General features: G+C 58.4%; 19 protein-coding genes and 1 tRNA gene. 4 read left to right on the top strand and 16 right to left on the bottom strand.

Annotated features, from left to right (window positions below; genetic code table 11):
* The first annotated feature begins 64 nt into the window (after positions 1–64).
* Positions 65–151 (top strand) — tRNA-Leu (locus RVM24_RS00435).
* 145 nt (positions 152–296) lie between these two features.
* On the opposite strand, the gene RVM24_RS00430 is transcribed toward RVM24_RS00435, so the two are convergent.
* The 4 genes from RVM24_RS00430 to mpl all read right to left on the bottom strand — a co-directional run bounded on the left by RVM24_RS00430 (position 297) and on the right by mpl (position 5651).
* Positions 297–2234: a hypothetical protein gene (locus RVM24_RS00430; RefSeq protein WP_431474767.1), complete on the bottom strand. Its 1938-nt coding sequence runs from the start codon at positions 2232–2234 to the stop codon at positions 297–299.
* A gap of 140 nt (positions 2235–2374) precedes the next feature.
* Positions 2375–3514 carry an acyl-CoA dehydrogenase family protein gene (locus RVM24_RS00425; protein ID WP_230713999.1) on the bottom strand — a complete coding sequence of 380 codons (1140 nt, stop codon included), beginning with the start codon at positions 3512–3514 and terminating at the stop codon, positions 2375–2377.
* A 129-nt stretch (positions 3515–3643) separates the two neighbouring features.
* Complete coding sequence (locus RVM24_RS00420; protein ID WP_230713997.1) at positions 3644–4264, bottom strand: flavin prenyltransferase UbiX; 621 nt, start codon at positions 4262–4264, stop codon at positions 3644–3646.
* Positions 4257–5651, bottom strand: a complete 1395-nt coding sequence (gene mpl, locus RVM24_RS00415; protein ID WP_431474766.1) for a UDP-N-acetylmuramate:L-alanyl-gamma-D-glutamyl-meso-diaminopimelate ligase — start codon at positions 5649–5651, stop codon at positions 4257–4259. The genes RVM24_RS00420 and mpl overlap by 8 nt, the downstream gene beginning before the upstream one ends.
* Positions 5652–5795: 144 nt before the next feature.
* On the opposite strand from mpl, the gene RVM24_RS00410 reads away from it, so the two are divergent.
* The gene (locus RVM24_RS00410; RefSeq protein WP_061333038.1) at positions 5796–7058 is read left to right on the top strand and encodes a 6-phosphofructokinase; all 1263 of its coding nucleotides are present in this window, start codon (positions 5796–5798) and stop codon (positions 7056–7058) included.
* Positions 7059–7130: 72 nt separating this feature from the next.
* Here RVM24_RS00410 and RVM24_RS00405 read toward each other — a convergent pair whose 3' ends face one another.
* Together RVM24_RS00405 and RVM24_RS00400 are read right to left on the bottom strand one after the other, a co-directional pair.
* On the bottom strand, positions 7131–7385 hold the full coding sequence (locus RVM24_RS00405; protein ID WP_072678027.1) for a GrxA family glutaredoxin: 255 nt from the start codon (positions 7383–7385) through the stop codon (positions 7131–7133).
* A gap of 148 nt (positions 7386–7533) precedes the next feature.
* A complete protein-coding gene (locus RVM24_RS00400; RefSeq protein WP_431474765.1) occupies positions 7534–9660 on the bottom strand; it encodes a methyl-accepting chemotaxis protein in 2127 nt (708 codons plus the stop codon).
* Between the two features lie 59 nt (positions 9661–9719).
* Between RVM24_RS00400 and RVM24_RS00395 the strand changes: the two genes are divergently transcribed.
* Complete coding sequence (locus RVM24_RS00395) at positions 9720–10169, top strand: YqaA family protein (RefSeq protein ID WP_286921825.1); 450 nt, start codon at positions 9720–9722, stop codon at positions 10167–10169.
* Here the strand turns inward: RVM24_RS00395 and RVM24_RS00390 are convergent.
* Positions 10103–11554: an ABC1 kinase family protein gene (locus RVM24_RS00390; protein WP_286921826.1), complete on the bottom strand. Its 1452-nt coding sequence runs from the start codon at positions 11552–11554 to the stop codon at positions 10103–10105. The genes RVM24_RS00395 and RVM24_RS00390 overlap by 67 nt on opposite strands.
* Before the next feature lie 275 nt (positions 11555–11829).
* Here RVM24_RS00390 and RVM24_RS00385 point away from each other — a divergent pair, with 275 nt between their 5' ends.
* The gene (locus RVM24_RS00385; protein ID WP_431474764.1) at positions 11830–12915 is read left to right on the top strand and encodes a GGDEF domain-containing protein; all 1086 of its coding nucleotides are present in this window, start codon (positions 11830–11832) and stop codon (positions 12913–12915) included.
* A gap of 3 nt (positions 12916–12918) precedes the next feature.
* On the opposite strand, the gene lipB is transcribed toward RVM24_RS00385, so the two are convergent.
* The 9 genes from lipB to nadD all read right to left on the bottom strand — a co-directional run bounded on the left by lipB (position 12919) and on the right by nadD (position 20701).
* On the bottom strand, positions 12919–13560 hold the full coding sequence (gene lipB / locus RVM24_RS00380; RefSeq protein ID WP_431474763.1) for a lipoyl(octanoyl) transferase LipB: 642 nt from the start codon (positions 13558–13560) through the stop codon (positions 12919–12921).
* Positions 13561–13564: 4 nt separating this feature from the next.
* On the bottom strand, positions 13565–13834 hold the full coding sequence (locus RVM24_RS00375) for an HP0495 family protein (protein WP_058090966.1): 270 nt from the start codon (positions 13832–13834) through the stop codon (positions 13565–13567).
* A gap of 42 nt (positions 13835–13876) precedes the next feature.
* Positions 13877–15043, bottom strand: coding sequence for a D-alanyl-D-alanine carboxypeptidase family protein (locus RVM24_RS00370; RefSeq protein WP_431474762.1), 1167 nt, complete (start codon positions 15041–15043; stop codon positions 13877–13879).
* A 49-nt stretch (positions 15044–15092) separates the two neighbouring features.
* Positions 15093–15974 carry a septal ring lytic transglycosylase RlpA family protein gene (locus RVM24_RS00365; RefSeq protein WP_431474761.1) on the bottom strand — a complete coding sequence of 294 codons (882 nt, stop codon included), beginning with the start codon at positions 15972–15974 and terminating at the stop codon, positions 15093–15095.
* A gap of 136 nt (positions 15975–16110) precedes the next feature.
* Positions 16111–17253, bottom strand: coding sequence for a rod shape-determining protein RodA (gene rodA, locus RVM24_RS00360; protein WP_342631915.1), 1143 nt, complete (start codon positions 17251–17253; stop codon positions 16111–16113).
* On the bottom strand, positions 17253–19148 hold the full coding sequence (mrdA, locus tag RVM24_RS00355) for a penicillin-binding protein 2 (protein ID WP_431474760.1): 1896 nt from the start codon (positions 19146–19148) through the stop codon (positions 17253–17255). Before mrdA ends, rodA begins: the two co-directional genes overlap by 1 nt.
* A gap of 8 nt (positions 19149–19156) precedes the next feature.
* Entirely contained in the window at positions 19157–19627 is a 471-nt protein-coding gene (gene rlmH, locus RVM24_RS00350) for a 23S rRNA (pseudouridine(1915)-N(3))-methyltransferase RlmH (protein WP_058090971.1), read from the bottom strand.
* A gap of 2 nt (positions 19628–19629) precedes the next feature.
* Complete coding sequence (gene rsfS / locus RVM24_RS00345; protein ID WP_431474759.1) at positions 19630–19980, bottom strand: ribosome silencing factor; 351 nt, start codon at positions 19978–19980, stop codon at positions 19630–19632.
* 70 nt (positions 19981–20050) lie between these two features.
* Positions 20051–20701, bottom strand: a complete 651-nt coding sequence (gene nadD, locus RVM24_RS00340; RefSeq protein WP_431474758.1) for a nicotinate-nucleotide adenylyltransferase — start codon at positions 20699–20701, stop codon at positions 20051–20053.
* Between the last annotated feature and the right edge of the window lie 3 nt (positions 20702–20704).

Here is a 20704-nt window from a genome sequence, read left to right as displayed (position 1 = left end):
GACGCCTCAACACTGGCAAAACGCTAGGTTTTCAACAAACTAACAGCGATTTTGCAAATCACCTGCCGAGGTGGTGAAATTGGTAGACACGCTAGCTTCAGGTGCTAGTGGGGGCAACCCCGTGGAGGTTCAAGTCCTCTCCTCGGCACCATTCCTTCCTCAGGAATGGCCAGAAATAACAACCCAGCATTGAGAATCACACCGGCCTCATAAGCACTGGTGGTTTTTCCGTTTCTGAACCCCCCGGGCCATGGCCCCGCGTCTAACCCCGGAAGCCACAACCCGACGAGCTCAAGTCACTCCGCCAGCAAACCCACCAGATAATCCGACAGGGTCTGATACTGATAATCCACCCTGGCATAGGCATTTCTCGGCGCATCCTGGAACCGGGCACCGCAGCTGGTCACGGTTGTTACGTCCAGCAGGTAGGCGTTCTGGATCAGGTTGGGCAGGTCGGGGTTCAGGCTGTCGGCATCCAGCCGGGGGTAATAGAGCGACCACTGGAAGGCGCCATCACCGGGGCTGACCCCATCGAGATTAGCCGTTGCCGTGTCCAGGAACGGCAGTTTCAGCAATCGCTCTATGGCCAGTCCGTCCACGTCACGGGCGTCGTACTCATAGGCGCGGGGCCCGAAGTTGTTAGCGGCCTCTGTATTGCCGGCGTAATCAAACGGGAATAGTCGGGTGACATAGGGTGCCGCCTCATCAACCGGTGTTCGGTCGGTACCTTCAGGTTCGCAGGCGTCATCGGGCGTGGTGAAACTGAGTTCTGCTTCCGTCGCTTCCTCCGCCAGTACCCGGTAACCGGTCACCCAATCCGGCGCATCGGCTTCCAGCTCTTCCGATGGCGAGTTGGCGGCCAGTGTCGTGAAGGTTCGCCGCTCACCTCCCGCGCTCCCAAGGCGCTCAACCAACTCCACACCGGAATCGTCCTGGGTCCAGCTCCAGGACAGTTCCGGCGTTCCGTCCAGCTCTGAGCTTTCCGGAGAAACCGCCAGGGTTTGCTCGTGGCAGCTGGTTACGGTATCGAAGTACGCTTGCTGATTGTCCCAATCGAAGACAATTCGCTCGTGGATGGCCTCGCCCTCTTCCTCATAGCGCTGTCGACTTTGGCGGGAGAGAGAGGCTGACGGCAGCCACTGGGTTTTCAACTGCGCCATATAACCGCTCACCTGAATCAGGCGGGCGAACTCCGGTATGGAAGGCGCCAGGCACCCACGACTGGACACAGAGAGCAGCCGGCCGTCTTCGGTGTAATCAAAGAACAGTTCCGCCGAGATATCGAGATCCGAGGTTCCGGTGGGCAGATCCTGCCCACGCCTGGAATCCGCCGATACCTGCAGGCGGGTCAAGAGCACCGGATTGGCCAACTCCACTGGCACGCTGGGCAATGCCAGTGAATCGGTGTCCAAATTCTCGTAATTGCCTGCCGCAGCCGCATCAACGATGGCGATAACATCGCCTGCATTCTGCACCAGGGAATACCCCAACAGGAAAACGGCATCCTTACTCAGTTGCCGCTCGGTACCGTCACTGCCGGGGCGAGAGAGCACTTCATTGTAGCTATCCGGAATCTGGCTGGCCATGAAGCGAGCCAAGGCTCTGGCGTAAGCGTGGGCGCGATGATCACCGGCAACGATATAGTCCTGCCAGAGATTCAGGCCATCCAGATCCGCTAACTGGCTTTCATTGACCGGGCTCAGGCTGTTGCGGCGGGCGGCGTCGGCGCGGAACCGGGCCAGGGTACTCAGTGGTGTCACGTTACGGATGCCGGGGCCGGCCGACATCAGGTAAGCCTGCTCAACAACTACGTCGCCGCGGGAGGTTTCCTCCAGGGTTTTTCCGGGAATGGCCAGGGCGTACAGCGGGTAATGCCTGGGGTCCAGATTGGGCCCAACGGATGGGTCCACGCTGAGTGCCGAAATATCGATAGAGAACCTGCCACCCGCTCCACTCATGGCCGTGGGCTCGCCTTCGTCGAGAGTCACCACTGCGCCGTTGGCCAACTCCACTTCCAGCGGGCCCGGGGTGAATTGGCCATCACCATCAATATCCAGCCAGACTCGAGCATTGTTGAGGTAACCGTCAATCACGCGCCCCTGATATGGCGCAGGCTCGCTGTAATCAACCCCATCGAAATCTCGCCCGTCAACCGGCAAGCGATCGGATTCTTCACCGCAACCGGCGATAACAAGAGACAGCAAAGGAACAGTAAGGGTGATCAGGCGTTTCATCGCGGCAACCATTTATCTTTATTAGTGCCGCTACTTTAGGAGATGTAATCGGTGCAGACCTTGACAGGCTTGGCAAATTGTAAAGTTTGGTAACAGGCAAGCCCCGGAATGTGCCGGGGCTTGCACTTACAGGGCTCCGATCAGAACGACCGGGCCACGATTTCCTTCATGATTTCGTTGGTGCCGGCATAGATGCGCTGAACCCGCGAGTCTGCCCAGGCCCGGGCGATCGGGTATTCCCACATGTAACCGTAGCCGCCGTGCAGCTGCACGCATTCGTCCATCACCTTGCACTGCAGGTCGGTGGTGTGCTGCTTGAGCATGGCGGCGGTGGGAATGTCCAGCTTCTTGGTCAGGTGCAGCTCCAGGCAGCGGTCGGTAAACACGCGGGCGGCGGTGATCTCGGCTTTCAGTTCCGCCAGCTTGAAGCGGGTGTTCTGGAACGCGATAACCGGTTTACCGAAGGCTTTGCGCTCTTTCACGTAGTCCAGAGTCCACTGCCAGGCAGCCTCGGCGGCCGCCACAGCGGTCAGCGCCACCTGCAAGCGCTCCGCCGGCAGTTCTTGCATCAGCTGGAAGAAGCCCTGCCCTTCCATGGCGCCCAGCAGGTTGTCTGCCGGTACTTTTACATCCTGGAAGAACAGCTCGGAGGTATCCTGGGCCTTCATGCCTACTTTGTTCAGGTTCTGGCCTTTCTCGAAGCCTTCCCAGGCGGTTTCCACCAGCAGAAGGCTGGTGCCCTTGGCGCCTTCCTTGGGGTCAGTCTTGGCAACAACGATTACCAGGTCTGCCAACTGGCCGTTGGTGATAAAGGTTTTGGAGCCGTTCAGAATGTAGTGGTCGCCCTGGCGAATCGCAGTGGTTTTCACGCCCTGAAGGTCAGAACCCGCGCCCGGTTCGGTCATGGCGATGGCGGTGATCATTTCACCCGAAGCCATTTTGGGCAGATACTTCTGCTTCTGCTCTTCTGAGCCGTAGTTCAGGATGTAAGGCGCCACGATATCGGAGTGCAGACCCCAACCGATGCCGGACAAACCGGCCCGGGAGATTTCTTCCATAATCACCGCCGAGTAGCGGAAATCGGCGCCAACACCGCCATACTCTTCCGGCAGCATCGGGCACAGGAAACCCAGCTCGCCCGCCTTCCGCCAAAGCTCGCGGCTGACCTGACCGTCTTTTTCCCATTGCTCGTGATAAGGCGCGGCTTCCTGCTCCAGGAATTTGCGGACGGAGTCCCGGAAGCCTTCAAGATCGGCGTCGAAAAGAGTACGTGGAATCATGCTGAACCTCGGTGAACGGGTTGGTTTATCGTTGTGTTCAGCAAGTCTGTGGCGGGGCGGGTTTTCGCTCAATGGTGAAAACCATCAATCGCTTTGGCCAAAACCATCGCCCCGGACGGGCGCGGATCGTCAGTCCGCGCTCTCGCCCCAACGGGGTACCAGGGTTTGCGACAGGTCCAGGTGGTCCAGAATCCGCGCCACCATGAAGTCCACCAGGTCATCCAGTGATTGGGGGTTGTGGTAAAACCCGGGGCTGGCGGGCATGATTACCGCCCCCATGCGGGTCAGTTTAAGCATATTCTCCAGGTGAACCTCGGAATACGGTGTCTCCCGCAACACCAGGATCAGCTTGCGGCGTTCTTTCAGCGCCACATCGCCGGCCCGCTCGATCAGGTTGTTGCTGGCGCCGGTCGCCAGCGCCGACAGGGTGCCTGTGCTGCAGGGGCAGATCACCAACGGGGCCTTTTCTCCGGAGCCGGAAGCTGGTGGCGAGAACCACTCTTCCCGGCCAAACACCTGCACCTGCCCCGGCTTTGCCTTGGCATAGTCCGTGAACGCCTCAACCATGGCCGGCTTGGAACCCGGCAGCCGGAACTCTGTCTCGGTGGCGATTACCACCTGGGCAGCCTTGCTCACCATCACATTCACCCGGCAGCCATTGGCTGCCAGGCATTGCAGCAGTCGCAGCCCATACTGGGCACCAGAGGCACCGGTAAAGGCCAGATTGATGACCGGCGAGTTATCAGCCACGACGTTTCTCCAGTTCGGCAACCAGTTTGCGATGAATACCACCAAAGCCGCCATTGCTCATAACCACAATGTGGCAGGTTTCAGGCAGCTGTTCCAGGGCCCGGGCAATCAGTGCCTCGACCGAATCTTCCACGGCATGGTGATCCAGCTCACCGTGTTCAGCCCGCCAGCCCTCGACCAGTTCTGGCAGCCAGGTCATCTCGCTGAGGTTACCCCAGAGTACCCGGTCAGCAGCAGCGGCACTGGGAATCAGGGTTTGCTGATGCACGCCCTGTTTCATGGTGTTGGACCGGGGTTCGATGATCGCCAATATCGGCTCATCCCCCACCCGGTTACGCAAACCTTCCAGCGTCAGGGCGATGGCCGTGGGATGATGAGCGAAATCGTCATACACACGCACACCGCCTACTTCGCCCACCAGTTCCATGCGTCGTTTCACGCCGGAGAACCGGCACAGGGCTGCCACTGCATGGTCCGGGGTGACACCCACATGGCGGGCAGCGGCGATGGCCGAGAGCGCGTTGCGCACATTGTGCATGCCGGTGAGATTCCACTTCAGGGTGGCCACCGGTTGCTCGTGGTGAATCACCATGAACCGGCTGCCATCCTCCGCCAGCAGTTCAGCGCGCCAGTCTGCGGTGCGGCTGATCTCGCTGCCGATGGCGGTATCCTGCACCGGGCTCCAGCCGCCCATGTCGAGGGCGTTGTCCAGGTGCTTGTCAACCGCCGGGCGAATGATCAGCCCCTGGGAAGGCACGGTACGCACCAGGTGGTGGAACTGGCGCTCGATGGCTTCCACGCTGTCGAAAATATCGGCGTGGTCGTATTCCAGATTGTTCAGAATCAGGGTGTTCGGGCGGTAATGGATGAACTTGGAACGCTTGTCGAAAAACGCACTGTCATATTCATCCGCCTCAATCACGAAAAAGTCACTGGTACCGAGGCGCGCCGAAACCGGGAAATCCTGGGGCACGCCACCCACCAGGTAGCCGGCATCAAACCCGGCCTGGTCCAGAATCCACAACAGCATAGCGGTGGTGGTGGTTTTGCCATGGGTGCCGGCAACCGCCATCACCCAACGATGGCGGAGCACTTCCCGGGCCAGCCACTCGGGGCCAGACATGTAGTCAATGCCGCGATTGAGCACTGCTTCCACTTCCGGATTGCCCCGGGACATGGCATTGCCGATCAGCACCAAATCTGGTCTGGGCTCGAGATTCTCGACCCGATAGCCTTGCATCAACTCGATGCCCTGAGCCTCAAGCTGGGTACTCATGGGCGGGTAAACACCCTGATCGGAGCCGGTCACGGTATGGCCAAGCTCTCTGGCGATAACCGCCAGGCTACCCATAAAGGTGCCGCAGATGCCCAGAATGTGTATGTGCATTAACGTGTTGCCTCCGGTTTGAAACCTGCCAAGCCTCTACCATACTTTCTGCGGGGTCAAGAGCCGGTATGTGCTCATGAAAAACCGCCGTGTTTGGCGTATCATCTGCGCCATCGTTGAACCAGCAGGAGGCCTTAGCCCGAGATGGCTATCAAGAACGCATTTTATGCCCAGTCTGGCGGGGTTACCGCCGTTATCAATGCCAGCGCCTGTGGCGTTATCCAGACCGCACGCAAGCACACGGATAAAATAGGCAAGGTGTTTGCCGGTCGTAACGGCATTATCGGCGCCCTGAAAGAAGAGCTGATCGACACCAGCCTGGAATCAGACGACGCCATTGCCGCGCTGCTTCACACCCCGGGCGGCGCCTTTGGCTCCTGCCGCTACAAACTGAAAAACATCTCCGAGAACCAGCGCGAGTACGAGCGGCTGATCGAAGTCTTCCGCGCCCACGACATCGGCTACTTCTTTTACAACGGTGGCGGCGACTCTCAGGATACGGCGTACAAGGTCTCACAGATTGGTGAAAAAATGGGTTATCCGATCACCTGCATTGGTGTGCCCAAAACTGTCGATAACGATCTGCCGTTCACCGACTGCTGCCCGGGCTTCGGTTCGGTGGCCAAGTACATTGCCACCTCTACCCTGGAAGCCAGCCTGGATATCAAGTCCATGTGCGAAACCTCCACCAAGGTGTTCATCCTGGAAGTAATGGGCCGGCACGCGGGCTGGATTGCAGCGTCTGGTGGCTTGGCCGGCCAGGGTGAAGGCCAACCGCCGCACATCATTCTGTTCCCGGAAATTCCGTTCAACCGGGAGAAGTTCCTGGAGCGAGTCGACCAGTGTGTGAAAGATTACGGCTACTGCGTGGTAGTCGCCTCTGAGGGGGCCCAGTACGAAGACGGCCGCTTTGTGGCCGACGCCGGTGCCAAGGATGCCTTTGGCCATACCCAACTGGGCGGTGTTGCTCCGGCACTGGCCAACATGGTCAAACAGGCCCTGGGACACAAGTACCACTGGGCCGTTGCTGACTACCTGCAGCGGGCCGCCCGGCACATTGCCTCGGCCACTGATGTAGAGCAGGCATATACCGTAGGCAAGGCCGCCGTGGAAATGGCAATAGCGGGCAAACAGGCGCTGATGCCCACCATCGTTCGCGAGCAGGCGAAACCCTACCGCTGGAGCATTGGTGAGGCCAACCTGAGCGAAGTGGCCAACCAGGAAAAGAAAATGCCGATCCACTACATTACCGATGACGGCTTTGGCATTACCCAGGATTGCCGGGACTACCTGCAGCCGTTGATCGAGGGCGAGAGCTTCCCGCCATTCGAGAATGGTCTGCCCAAGGTTGCGCACTTGAAAAACCAGCTGGTCGAGAAGAAGCTGAGGACTGAGTTCAAGCTCTGATCTGGTCGTCATGAAAAAGCCCGGTCACCTCACGGTAGCCGGGCTTTTTTTGTACCTGAAAACGGATGGCAATCAGCGTGCTGTTGCGGCCTCATGGTCGCGAACGTAGCCATAAAAATCATCGAAACCGCCAACGTATTCGGAACCGACGAGAATCTGGGGCACGGTATACACAGGGCGGCCGATCTGGTCGGCAATATCCTGCTTGCTCATTCCCCGCTCGATCATATCGATCCAGATGTACGGGATGTTTCTGGATTCACACAGGTCCCTCGCCCGAACACAAAAACCACAGCTTGTACGGCCATAAATAGTGACCTGCTCCATAACAACCTCCTGAATCCGGGTGAGCCCCAGGGTGAAACGAATGGTTCAATACTTGGTTTGAATGATGACATGAGAAGCAACAATTGAAAATTGATGCTTCTCATGGCTGTGATAGTAAGGGGCGATACTAACCCTCTGCGTTAAGTCATCAGGTTTTCAGCCGGCCCAGTTCCCGGTCAAGCACTTGCACCTGGCCGTCCAGCGCGTCACCGCTCTGGCGGACCCGCTGTGCGAGCTCCCGCAGATCGTTGGCCGCATCGCCAATCTGGGTCAGGTTGCGGTTGATCTCTTCGCTCACCGAACTCTGTTCTTCGGCGGCCGTGGCCACCTGGGTGACATGCTCGACAATGGTACCAATCCGCTCCACCACCGTGGCCAGTGAGTGGTCCGCTTCGCGAGTGCCGTCTACCGCAGTGGTTGCTCGCTCAACACCACCCTGGATGACGGTTACCGCGCCGTCCACATCGCCTTTGAGGCGTTCGATCATATCGCTGATTTCGTCGGTGGATTCCCGGGTTTTCGACGCCAAGGTTCGCACTTCGTCGGCCACCACCGCAAAGCCCCGGCCCTGCTCGCCGGCCCTGGCCGCTTCAATGGCCGCATTCAACGCCAGCAGGTTGGTCTGTTCGGCAATGCCGCGAATCACTTCCAGGATTCGGTTAATCTCCTCGCTGCGCTGTGCCACGTGGCCGATGGCGGAGCTGGCCTGTTCCATATCTCCCGCCAGCGCATCGACGCCCTTGAGCGCCGCGCCCAGGGTATCCTGGGTAAACCGGATGCCATCCCGGGCGGCCCGGGCATTATCAGCAGCCTCACCGGCAAAGCCTGCTACTTCGCCCGCGGCGGCAGACATCTCGTTCATGGCGGTGACGACGCTGTCGATGTCCTGATGCTGTCGCGACGTCTGGTCGTCAGTATCACGGGCGATGGCGCCCACGTCTGCAGCCTGGCCTCGCACCTGGGCATTGACCTCTTTCAGGTCATTGATCATTTCCCGCAGGCGAGCCAGGAAAGCGTTGAAGCCACCGGCCAGGTCAATCAGCTCTGCGTGGGTGTCTATATCAAGTTCACGGGTAAGGTCCCCTTCAGCGCTGGCCAGGTTGCGCATCCGGTCTCGAATTTCATCCAATGGCCGGGTGACTGAACGCACCAGCAGAATCAACACAGCAATGGCAATCAGTACCACCACCACACCCACCATGGTCTGCCGCGCCGCCGTATCAGCCACTTCGGAAGACAACAGACCGGTGATTTCCTCAACACTGGCCAGGGCCACTGAGCGCGGCAATTCAATCAACAACGACCATTCGGCGCCGGGTAACTGCACGTCCACCGGATAGGCCACCGCCAGGGTCTGCCCATCATCAAACCGGCCGCCACGCTGGTGCAGGCGGACAAATTCGTCAGCCAGGTCTGGTACGGCTTCCTGTAATGGCCGGCCAAGGTGGGACTGGTAATGGCTGGATGCGGCAATCAGCCCGCCCTCGCTTAACAGTGACACCCGGGACTCACCATCAAACAACGCCTGGCTGACACCAGCAATCGTGGCTTGCAGTGTGGACAGGTTAATATCCACACCGGACACACCGGCAAACTCACCGTTGTTCTGAATCGGCACTACCAGGCTGGTCATCAGCTCAGAGTATCCCTCCTCGATTTCGTATTCGTAAGGCTCCATCAGGCAGGGTTTGAGGGAATCCCTGGAACACAGATACCACTCTGCTTCACGAATGCCGAATTCGTTCCGGTTGTCGAGGTACTTGGTGGACGGGTCTTCGGTGCGGCTGAACAACACATTGCCCTGAGGATCACGGTAATAGTAGATCTCCAGGGTACCTTCATCACTGCTGTGTTCCTCTACACCGTCGGTGAAATAGATGTCCATGCCATCGTATGCGTCGGGTTCAAACTGGGCGTAGATGGAACTTAAATGCTGCTGTTCGGACAGAATGGTTCCGATGGTTTCCTGAAGATCCCGGCGGCTGATGCGGCCGGAACTGTCCGACTCAATGTTGCGGGTGATCAGGCTGCGCACCACTTCCGGCGTCTGGTAGGCGGTTTCGAACAGGCCGGTCACCAACTCACCGTACTGCCCGGCCGTTGCGCTCAGCTGGTCCATGACAATATTCTGCACGGTATCGCGGGTTTCCCGGGACAATCGCTCTTCCATCGAACCAAGTGATAACTGGGCAGTCACCACAATACTGATGCCCATTACGAGCAGCAGTGAGATAACCAGACCATAGAGCTTGAAGCGAAGCGACAGGTGTTTCATAAACCGCGAAACCTTTGTTAATGAACTTTTACTGACAATACTAGAGCATGGAGGCGCCCTTGGCGTATCTGACCCTGTTTTTCACCGCATTCGCCGCCGCCACCTTGCTGCCAGCCTATTCCGAGCTGCTGCTGGGCACTCTGGCCAGTCAGGGCCTGCCGCTATTCTGGCTGTGGTTCTGGGCCACACTGGGCAATACGCTGGGGTCAGTCGTTAATGGGCTTATCGGCAGGCAGGTGGATCGCTTTAAGCATAAACGATGGTTTCCGGTCAGCGAATTGCAGCTGCACAAGGCCCGCAACCGGTTTAACCGCTATGGGCAATGGTCATTGTTGCTGGGCTGGCTGCCGATTGTTGGAGACCCGCTGACCCTGGTGGGCGGCATCATGCGAGTGCCCTGGCTCAACTTTGTGATCCTGGTGGGTATCGGAAAGGGCCTGCGCTATGCCTTCGTGATCTGGGTAGTGCTGGAGGCCACCGGATTTGCCTCATCGGCGCCACCACCATAAAGGTATTTGCGCAACAGGTCTTCGCCGTTGAACTCCGCGTGCATTACCGCGATGAACGTGTACACCCCGATCAACTTTCGGTTGAGGAACACGAATTCCTTCGGGGGCACCCGGAAATACCGACTGATGGCTGAGCGCGCTGCGTGTTTGGCTACCCGCGAAGGCAAGTCACTCTGCTTCCAGCGGTACTGGCCCCTGGCGTTCACGGCATAGTCCGGCCACTGGCTGCGGTCCCGGGCCAGGGGCTCCAGCACCGACATACACACCGAACCAAACTTCTCCAGGACTTCTTCTGGCCAATCCCGGCTCATGAACCGGAGGGTAACGCCACCCTCAATCACCTGCTCCAGATCCTGCTCGTAGGACGCGCGAATCATCTGGATAACCGGATCAAGAAAGGCCGGTGAATAACTTTGAACGGCACCAAAGTCCAGAAGCACGATGCGGTCATAGTCTTCGTCACCACCCTCCTCGCCGGCAATCCGGATGCGGTAGTTCCCGAAGTTCGGGTCTGTCTGGATTTCGCCCCAGTCAAACAGCTCCCGGAAGAACAACTCCAGCGCCGCCTCGCCCAGGGCACTGCGGCGCTCCAGCGGCAAATCCCGTACCGCCGGGGAGCCAACGGAATGGCCGTGCTCGTAGGTAGAAGCGATGATATGGTCGGTCGAATACTCCTGTAATACCCTGGGCACAACAAACCTTGGGTCGGAGCCCAGCATGTTGCGGAATTTCTCGGTGGTCCTGGCCTCCAGGCGGTAATCCACTTCCCGGTGCATCATCTGCCGGACTTCTTCCAGCCAGTCATTGAATTCCGGGCCGAAGCTCACCAGCCGGGCCACCTTCAATAACTGCGCCACGGCATTCAGGTCACTGTCCACGGCATCAGCAACGCCGGGGTATTGCACCTTGAGCACCAACTCCAGGCCGTCACTGCGTCGCACCGCACGGTGCACCTGGCCAAGGGAGGCAGCACCGATTGGTTCCGGATCGACATCCAGCTCTGCGAGCTTTTCGGCACCAATCTCAGCCTTCAGCACCCGCTCGATCGCCGGCCATTCCAGCGACGTGGTCTGGTCTTCCAGGGTGTGCAGGGCTTCGGTCACCTCTTCTGGCAAAAAATGCTCGCCATAGAGCGCCATCACCTGGCCAATCTTGACCACACTGCCTTTCAGCCGGCCTAACTCATCCACCAGGAAACGCGCCTGGCTCGACAACATCGCACGATGGCGCTGCTCCCGAGTGTCCTTGTTGCTGAACCAGTTGGTGGCCATGTGTGATGCCATACGGGTACCAGCGAAAAGCCCGGCCTTGGTCAGGGAAAGCCTGCGCTCGAAGCTGCCGGTTTTGATGCGGGACACGGATTTTCCGGGGCGTCTGGAAGACATGGATAACCTGTATGTTCAGAAAATTTTGGCGTTTCGACCGCGCCCGGAACAGTTTTCCCCGGCGCCGTTACTGCATTATACGGATCGCAAGCGGTGACAACCTAACCTCTACGCCGCAAAAGCTCCGTTTCCGCAGCCAATGTGGACAAATATTGTTCACCGTAAATATGTTCAGGTCGATGGTTACGATTTAACACAATCTCAAGTCACAATGCGTTCTAGAATTGGTTAACAGGAACAATGTGACTTTCGTCAATTACAATAAAAGCCAAGACATGAAGCCTTCAACAACCAGAACACCAGATTCTGAACTTTCCCAGTTCCGGGTGAAGGGTGAGATCCCGGTACCGGCCCTTATCAACGGGCTTACGGCCGCTGCGGTACCGTTGCTGTTGTTTTTTTCCTGGCGCTCAATGCAGCAGGGGGATTCGGTTACTGCCCCCTTCCTGATTAGCTTCGCTGTATTGCTGGCGATCAACAGCCTGATTTTTCTATTCGTGGGCCACAAGACCTTTCATCGCCGGGTCTTTATTACCCTGATCACAGTGCTGTTTACCTACCTGGCAACGCAAGCAGTGGAAGACGGCTCAGCGATTATCTGGCTGTTTGCCTACCCACCGATTATTTTCTATATCAGTGAGGCCCGGGTCGGTATTTACGCCTGTCTGGGTGGATGGCTGGCCGTCCTGGTGTTGTTCAGCCCGATTGGCGACGCGCTGTTTGCATCCCCCTACAACGCCACCTTCCGCCTTGTCATGATCATCGTCCTGGCGTTCGTCATGGTGACCTGTTACATCCTTGACCAGAGCCGCCGGCGCAGCAAACTCGGGTTAATCAAGCTGGCCAAGGAGTTTGAATACGCGGCGAAACACGATGCGCTGACCGGGCTGGCCAATCGGCGCGAAGGCCTGGAACAACTGGATAACGAATATCAACGTTACCTGCGTAGCGGCCGCGGCTTTTCCGTCCTGCTGACAGACATCGACCTGTTCAAGAGCGTCAACGACACTCACGGCCACCAGGCCGGTGACGAGATGATTGTTCTGGTCGCAAGAACGCTGGCCAGCCAGTGCCGAAAGGTGGACACCATTGCCCGTTGGGGCGGCGAGGAGTTTCTGATTCTGCTGCCGGAGACCTCGTTAGCGGATGCCTACGCCTCCGCTGAGCGGATACGGCAGGCGGTATCCAGCCAGACCATTACTGTGGATGGCAAGGTTATTCGGGCCACGATAAGCATTGGCGTGGCAACGATCCAGGGATCGGAGTCGATTGACCGCCTGCTGCAGCGATCAGACGAAGCGCTTTACCAGGCCAAATCCGAGGGCCGCAACCGTACCTGCCAGGCCAGCGTCGCCGCCTGAGCATCATTGCCAGCCCTGTCGCAGCTCCACCTGCTGGCGACCGAGCCCGCTGACCAGCTCCTGAACAAGCCGGCGCTCCAGACTGTAGACGCTGGCTTCCGGTTCGAAATCACTGACCTGGCACATGGACATACCGGCGTAGCCGCAGGGATTAATGCGGCTGAACGGCTCCATATCCATATTGACGTTGAGCGCCAGACCATGGAACGAGCAACCCCGGCGTACCCGCAACCCCAACGAGGCAATCTTGGCGCCGTTGACATAGACACCCGGCGCATCCTGCCTTGGCGCCGCCTCGATGCCCGATTGCGCAAGCGTGCGAACAATAGCCTGCTCGATATGATCCACCAGCTCCCGAACACCCAGTTTGCAACGGGGCAGATCGATCAGTAGGTAGATAACAAGCTGGCCGGGGCCGTGATAGGTCACCTGCCCGCCCCGGTCCACCTGAATCACCGGGATATCGCCCGGCAACAGAATATGCTCTGCCTTGCCCGCCTGGCCTTGGGTAAACACCCGCGGGTGCTCAAGGCACCACAGCTCATCCACGGTGGTTTCGTCCCGGTTGGCGGTGAAGGTTTTCATCGCCTCCCAGGCTTCCATGTAGGGCTGCTGGCCCAATGAACGGACAATCAGATCAGCCATGGCGTCAGAGCACCATGTGCACGCGACCGCTCGCTTTCAGATCTTCGAACAGGGCCTTGAGCTGCGCTTCTCCAGTGGCCACAATCTTGAGCTGCACTGAGGAAAATCGACCTTTGCTACTGTCCGTCACCGAAATATCCGTTTCGCTGATACCAGGAGCGTGCTGCTCCACAACTTCCACGACAAACTCGGTGAAATCCGGAGCGGAATTGCCGATCACCTTGATGACGTAGTCACAGGGAAACTCGATCTTCGGCGCTTTAGGCTCACTCATGCCAGATACTCCCCGATGCCCGGCTGGCTATCACCGACCACCTTAATTGAACAGTTGTACGAAAAACAGTTTGATAGCATCCCAAAGCCGTTTGAAAACGCCACCCTGCTGCACATCAGTCAGTGCCAGTGCAGGCTCATCCACCAACACCTCACCGTCGAGCATAACCTGGATCCGGCCCAGCTCATCCCCCACCTTGATGGGTGCCTTGATGACAGAATCAAGGTCTACGGTTGATTCAAGCTTATCCCGGGCACCACGGGGAATCGTTACAAACACATCCTCCGCCAGGCCTACAGAAATCTGATCGCTCTTGCCACCCCAGACCTTGGCATCCACCAGCTCCTGACCGGCCCGGAACAGGCGCTCCGTCTCATAGTAACGGAAGCCATAGTTCAGCATCTTCTGAACTTCGCGGGCCCGCACCTCGGCACTGCTGGCTCCCATCACGGCAGCAATTAGCCGCGTGTTGTCCCGCTTGGCAGAGGCCACCAGGCAGTAACCGGCTTCTTCAGTATGGCCGGTTTTCAGGCCATCCACACTTTCATCCCGCCACAACAGACTGTTCCGGTTCGGTTGACGGATGTTGTTGTAGGTAAAGCTTTTCACCGCATACAACGGGTAGTTCTCCGGGTAGTCCTCAATAATGGCCTTGGCCAGCAGGGCCAGGTCATAGGCGGTGGAATACTGATTAGGATGTGGCAACCCGGTGGAATTCTCAAAATTGGTATTGTTCATACCCAGCTGGCGCGCCTGCTGGTTCATGATATCCACGAAGGCATCTTCACTACCGGCCACAAACTCCGCCAACGCGACGGAGGCGTCGTTGCCGGATTGAATAATCACGCCCTTAAGAAGGTCTTCCACGGATACCTGTGTACCCTCCCGAACAAAGGTCCGGGAGCCGCCGGTTCGCCAGGCCTTAACGCTGATCGGCACCATGTCCGTCATGGCAATTCGGCCTTCATCCAGCTCGCGCTCAACGATGTAGGCCGTCATCATCTTGGTCAGGCTGGCAGGCGGCACTCGTTCCTGGCTGTTATGCTCCATGATGATACGACCACTGAGAGGGTCCTTCAGCACCCAGGAACTGCCTGCGATCTGGGGCGGAGACGGAATCAAAGCCGACTGGGCAACCGCCTGTCCCACCAGCAGGGTGGCCAGGGACAAGACAAAAACAAAGCTGCGAATCACTGAATTAAAAGCCATGGGTAGGTTCATTCGTCGTAAGGTGTATTTTCTTCTGGGGTTTCAGGAATCAGTGGCTGTCGGTCAGCACAATAGACTGACCAAAGCCCCGGGATTCCAGTAAATTCTGTGCATGACGGGCCTCGGACTCATCACTGAATGGCCCTATCTGGGCCCGGTGAAAGCGGCCAGAGCCTGTTGTCACTTCGCGCACTCGCATCGGGGTTTCGATGACGCCCCGCGCCTTTGCCAGCAAGGCCTCCGCGGGGTCGCGCTGGCTGAACGAGCCGAGCTGAACAAACAGCCCACTGTTCCCGCCCACCGATTGGCCAGGCACCGGAGCAGCGGCGACAGCAGGTGCCCCGACACCCGGCTTGAACGGTTTGCCGGCCAGCGTCATGGAGCCGTCTTCGCGAACGGTGATCGCTGCCACCTCAACCCTTGCGGTGCCCTTGGATTTGTAGCCAAGTTTCTTGGCCGCCGCGTACGACAGATCAATCAGCCGGTCATCGTGAAACGGCCCGCGATCGTTCACCCGAACAATCACAGACTGGCCGTTTTCAAGGTTCGTCACCCGGGCATAACTCGGTATGCGCAGGGACTTGTGGGCGGCAGACATCGAATACATGTCGAATATCTCGCCATTGGACGTTTTGTGACCATGGAACTTCTCGCCGTACCAGCTGGCGATTCCCCGGGCGACGTAGCCGTCGTTACTGTCCATAACCCGGTAGGTTTTCCCCCACACCTTGTACTGAGCCATATTGCCGGCATTCCGGGGCTGCTCGTAACGGGGAACCGCATCTTGCAGGCCCGAAACATCGAAACTCCCGGAAGGCGCTCTATCCTGTTTGATCGTATAGCGTGATGAGTGATCCGGCTCTGAAGATGTCGACTTGGGCGTACTGGAGCAACCCGCAAGGATCAGGCTTACCAGCACCCCCAACCACATTGTTCTTTGTTCCCTGATCATTATGTTCGACAACCCATGCATCTTCATCCGGCACCCAGCCTTAGTGACCTGTAATATTGTAACGGGTTCCCGGCAGTATTCACCATTACCGGCAAGCCATCATCGCTTACACCCTCTACGCAGAGATCATACGGCGATGGGTATGAATCGACATCAGCACCCCGAACGCTGCCATCAACGTTACCCCGGACGTGCCACCATAGCTGACCAGTGGCAGGGGCACACCCACCACGGGCAGCAATCCACTGACCATGCCCACATTCACAAAAACGTAGATAAAGAAGGTCATGGTCAAGGCACCTGCCAGTAAACGACTGAATGAATCCTGGGCGGTGACCGCAATATACAGGCAACGAAGAATGATCAAGAAATACAGGGTCATCAGCAGCAACATGCCAATAAAACCGAATTCCTCGGCCAGCACTGCCACGATAAAATCCGTGTGACTTTCGGGAAGGAACTCCAGATGGGACTGGGTACCCTGCAACCAGCCTTTGCCATCCATGCCACCGGAACCAATGGCGGTTTTGGACTGGATGATGTTCCAGCCCGCTCCCAGAGGGTCACTCTGAGGGTCGAGCAATGTCAGCACTCGCTGCTTCTGGTAGTCCCTCATGACAAAAAACCACATCATCGGCGCAGACACCGATACCAGCGCAAAGAACGCCGAAATCAGCTTCCAGCTCATGCCCGCAAAGAACACCACAAATATCCCGGCCATACCCACCAGCAGCGAAGTACCAAGGTCGGGCTGCTGAACAATCAGGGCCATGGGCACCAGCACCAGGACCAACCCAACCGCGACGTGGGACAGGCGCGGCGGCAGAAAATGCCGCGACAGATACCAGGCAGCCATCATCGGAACAACCAGTTTCATGAATTCCGAGGGCTGGAATCTAGGCAATCCGGGAATCGCCAGCCAGCGTTGGGCACCCTTGGCTCCCACGCCCACCAACAGCACGGCCACAAGCCCAACAATGCCCGCCGCATAGAGCCAAGGAGCCCAGCGTCTGAATACGGCCGGGTCCAGTTGAGCAAAAACGAACATCACCACCAGCGCCACACCAAACCGGATGCCCTGAGCCTTGACGACTTCGATATTCCGGTCAGCGCCACTGTAAAGTACGAAAAGGCCGCCGCCCATAAGCAACAACAGCAGCGCAAGCAGCAACGGATCCAGATGGATGGCCGACCAGACTCCCCGAGACCGGCCAAGATTGTGATCTGCGGGATTATTGAGCAAGCTCCCCAGTGCCATCAGCGCCCTACCTCCTGGTTAACCTGACTGATCACCGATGGCTGATCGGCCGCAGGAAAATCCTCGAGCCAAGCATCAAACAGCGCCCGGGCAACCGGCGCAGCGGTGGAGCTGCCACCACCGCCGTTTTCAACGATAACCGCCACTGCAATCTTGGGATTATCCGAGGGAGCAAAACCGACGAAAAGAGCATGGTCCCGCAAGCGCTCTTTTATTTGTTCTTCATCATATTCCTCATCTTCTCCGAGACTGAACACCTGAGCAGTTCCAGTTTTCCCGGCCATCCGGTAGCTGGCGCCACTACCAGCCGCCCGCGCTGTTCCCCTTGCGCCATGCATCACTTCTTCCATGGTTTCCACCACAAACTCCCAGTCGTCCGGATTCTTAAGAACCAGCGGTTCATGGGTTTCTGACGGCAAAAACTCATCCACCGACCGGTCACCACGGATATCCTTCAGCAGGCGGGGCTCCACCCATATGCCGCGATTGGCAATCAGGGTTGTCGCCGTCGCCAGCTGCAGCGGGGTCGACAGCATGAAACCCTGGCCGATGCTCATGTTCACAGAATCCCCCGGATACCAAGGCTCATTTCGGGCGGCCCGCTTCCAGTCGGCGGTAGGCAACAGACCGCTCAGCGCCCCCGATACATCCAGGGTGGCATCTTCGCCAAAGCCGAAATGTGCCAGGTATTCGGACATCACGCTGACCCCCATTTCAACGCCTACCTCATAGAAGTAAACGTCGTTGGATCGGGCCATGGAATACTTCAGATCAACCCAGCCATCTCCCGACCTGTTCCAGTTACGAAAACGCCGGCCGCCCTCTCGCAACTGAAAGTATCCGGGGTCCCAGATTCGCCTTTCCCGGTTGGTCACGCCGCTGTCCAGGGCGGCAATCGCCATCATCGGCTTGATCGTGGAACCTGGCGGATACTGACCACGCAGTGCCCGGTTGAACAGGGGCTTGTCAATATCGGTGCTAAGGTTGCGGTAGTCCTCAACACTGATTCCGGTGACAAACTTGTTGGCATCAAAGCCAGGCACGCTGGCCAGCGCCAGAATACCTCCAGTCTCTGGTTCGATTGCCACAATAGCGCCACGGCGCCCCTCGAGCAGCTGATAGGCCTTGCGTTGCAGCCGCAGGTCAAGGTGCAGCTGCAGATCCTCACCGGGCACCGGGTTTACCCGCTCGAGTACCCTCAGAATACGCCCCCGGGCGTTGGTTTCGACGTGCTGGTAGCCCACCGTACCGTGCAACACCTGCTCGTAGAATCGCTCAATACCGGATTTTCCAATGTAGTTGGTTCCCGCGTAGTTCACCGGGTCAATCCGCTGCAGCTCTTCCCGATTAATTCGGCCAACGAAGCCCAGGGCATGAGCGGTCAGTTCACTGTGGGGGTAATATCGAACCAGTTCAGCGCGCACCTCCACGCCAGGGAACTCATGCCGGTGCACCGCCATTCGGGCAATTTCCTCTTCGCCCAGATCGTAGCTCAGAGGCATTTCCTGGAAGGGCCGGCGAGGTTCACGAAGCCGCCTCTTAAACCGTTCTATGTCCTCCTCAGCGATGTCCAGAATCTCGGACAACCGGGCCAGGGTGGCCTCCATACCCGCCACGCGTTCTGGCACCAGTGTAAGGCTGAACACCGGGCGATTCTCTGCCAGCAGCAGATTGTTCCGGTCGTACACCAGGCCCCGGGGCGGTGGCACAGACTGGACCTGAACCCGATTTTTGTCTGACAGCGTGGTGTAGATCTCATGTTCGACAATCTGTAGCTGGTACATCCGCGCCAGCAGGCCGATCATCATTAGCAGGACGAACACCAGCATGGCCACGGCACGGCGCTGGAACAGCCGGCGCTCGGCTGCAGTATCCTTGAACTCACCCCAGGCCATGAAAACTCCTAGGCCCGGTGGTACGGGTGGTTACGGGTGATAGACCAGGCGCGGTAGAGCTGCTCGGCGAGCACAATACGCACCAGAGGGTGGGGCAAGGTCAGCGGAGACAGGGACCACTGCTGGTCAGCTCGCTGCCGGCAGGCATCGGCCAGACCATCGGGGCCGCCTACCAGAAAACAAACATCCTGACCGTCTTGTTGCCAGCTCTCCAGGTGGCTGGCCAGTTTTTCGGTGGACCAGGGCCTGCCGCCCACTTCCAGGGCGATGACCCGGTCACGGGGGGCGACCGACGCCAGGATGGCATCGCTTTCACGCTGCATCAGCCGCGGAATGTCCGGGTTCTTACCCCGGTGAGCCATGGCAATTTCGGTCAGTTCCAGGGGCAGCTCCGGCGGCATCCGGCGAGCATAATCGTTATACCCCGTACTGACCCAGTCGGACATCTTCTGCCCCACACAGATCAGACGCAGTTTCATGGTTACTCGTGACCCGCCGCACCCAGGTCCGGCGCGTCACGCCAGAAGCGTTCCAGGTCGTAAAATTCGCGGGTTGCAGGCATCATGACATGCACGACCACGTCTCCCAGATCCACCAGAATCCAGTCGCTGCCACCCTCGCCTTCAACGTTGTTTGCTCTGACGCCCTGATCTTTGGCTTCAGATACGACGGAGTCTGCCAGGGATTTTACGTGACGGCTTGAAGTGCCGGATGCAAGAACCATAAAGTCGGTAACACTGGTTCGATCACGGACATCAATCACACTGACCTCCTGTGCCTTGATATCTTCAAGTGCGGTTACGACCAGATCTTTCAGTTGTTCTGCCTGCATAATTACCCTGTTTTCCGGGCTCTGGCCAGGATGACCGCCCGATAAGTGATATTCAGACGCAATTGTACCATTAAAAGTTCCCGGCGGGGCACGCACCGTAAAGGCCGAGCGCCTGGATTCTCTGCCATACAGAATCCGGGGTCAGATACCGGGGAGAGCGCCCGTCCGCGATGCGCTGCCGGATACCCGTTGCAGAGATATCCAGCAGGGGCGGATCCAGCTCCAGTACCGCCCCGCAAGGCGCTGAGCTTAAAGCCTCAGGGCCGTCCGCCCGGCGTTCACGCACCAGGCGAGCCGCCTCACTACCAACGGGCAAATCCGCACCAGGGCGCTTCACAACCACAATGTGCGCCAGACCCGGCATGTCGGCCCATTCACGCCAGCGATCAAAAGCGGCAAAGGCATCGGTGCCCACCACCATTACCAGGGGCTCATCTGGCCCCAGCTCCTGGCGCAACTGACGCAGGGTGTCGGCGGTATAGGAGGCGCCAGCCCGGCGCAGTTCGCGGTCATCCACCCGCAAGCGGGGCTCGTCTTCAATGGCCATTCGGATCAACTCCAGCCGCTGTTCGGAGCTGGCACCGGTGCTGCCACGATGCGGGGGAATATGGCAGGGCACCAGATGCACCTTTGTCACCGCCAGGGCATCGGCTATCTCCAGCGCAAGGCGCAGGTGGCCGTGATGGATCGGGTCAAAGGTGCCGCCGTAGATCACATGCATGAC

This window comes from Marinobacter sp. KM021 (assembly GCF_050707965.1).
GTDB classification, from domain to species: domain Bacteria; phylum Pseudomonadota; class Gammaproteobacteria; order Pseudomonadales; family Oleiphilaceae; genus Marinobacter; species Marinobacter shengliensis.
The sequence above is the reverse complement of the archived record's forward strand: the minus strand, read 5'-3'. Positions and strand labels throughout refer to the sequence as shown.

What these genes read in the sequence shown, in the direction of transcription:
- RVM24_RS00430 (WP_431474767.1), bottom strand. Translation starts at nt 2,234, where the DNA reads ATGAAACGCCTGATCACCCTTACTGTTCCTTTGCTGTCTCTTGTTATC.
- RVM24_RS00425 (WP_230713999.1), bottom strand. Translation starts at nt 3,514, where the DNA reads ATGATTCCACGTACTCTTTTCGACGCCGATCTTGAAGGCTTCCGGGAC.
- mpl (WP_431474766.1), bottom strand. Translation starts at nt 5,651, where the DNA reads ATGCACATACACATTCTGGGCATCTGCGGCACCTTTATGGGTAGCCTG.
- RVM24_RS00410 (WP_061333038.1), top strand. Translation starts at nt 5,796, where the DNA reads ATGGCTATCAAGAACGCATTTTATGCCCAGTCTGGCGGGGTTACCGCC.
- RVM24_RS00405 (WP_072678027.1), bottom strand. Translation starts at nt 7,385, where the DNA reads ATGGAGCAGGTCACTATTTATGGCCGTACAAGCTGTGGTTTTTGTGTT.
- RVM24_RS00400 (WP_431474765.1), bottom strand. Translation starts at nt 9,660, where the DNA reads ATGAAACACCTGTCGCTTCGCTTCAAGCTCTATGGTCTGGTTATCTCA.
- RVM24_RS00390 (WP_286921826.1), bottom strand. Translation starts at nt 11,554, where the DNA reads ATGTCTTCCAGACGCCCCGGAAAATCCGTGTCCCGCATCAAAACCGGC.
- RVM24_RS00385 (WP_431474764.1), top strand. Translation starts at nt 11,830, where the DNA reads ATGAAGCCTTCAACAACCAGAACACCAGATTCTGAACTTTCCCAGTTC.
- lipB (WP_431474763.1), bottom strand. Translation starts at nt 13,560, where the DNA reads ATGGCTGATCTGATTGTCCGTTCATTGGGCCAGCAGCCCTACATGGAA.
- RVM24_RS00375 (WP_058090966.1), bottom strand. Translation starts at nt 13,834, where the DNA reads ATGAGTGAGCCTAAAGCGCCGAAGATCGAGTTTCCCTGTGACTACGTC.
- RVM24_RS00370 (WP_431474762.1), bottom strand. Translation starts at nt 15,043, where the DNA reads ATGGCTTTTAATTCAGTGATTCGCAGCTTTGTTTTTGTCTTGTCCCTG.
- RVM24_RS00365 (WP_431474761.1), bottom strand. Translation starts at nt 15,974, where the DNA reads ATGTGGTTGGGGGTGCTGGTAAGCCTGATCCTTGCGGGTTGCTCCAGT.
- rodA (WP_342631915.1), bottom strand. Translation starts at nt 17,253, where the DNA reads ATGGCACTGGGGAGCTTGCTCAATAATCCCGCAGATCACAATCTTGGC.
- mrdA (WP_431474760.1), bottom strand. Translation starts at nt 19,148, where the DNA reads ATGGCCTGGGGTGAGTTCAAGGATACTGCAGCCGAGCGCCGGCTGTTC.
- rlmH (WP_058090971.1), bottom strand. Translation starts at nt 19,627, where the DNA reads ATGAAACTGCGTCTGATCTGTGTGGGGCAGAAGATGTCCGACTGGGTC.
- rsfS (WP_431474759.1), bottom strand. Translation starts at nt 19,980, where the DNA reads ATGCAGGCAGAACAACTGAAAGATCTGGTCGTAACCGCACTTGAAGAT.
- nadD (WP_431474758.1), bottom strand. Translation starts at nt 20,701, where the DNA reads ATGCATGTGATCTACGGCGGCACCTTTGACCCGATCCATCACGGCCAC.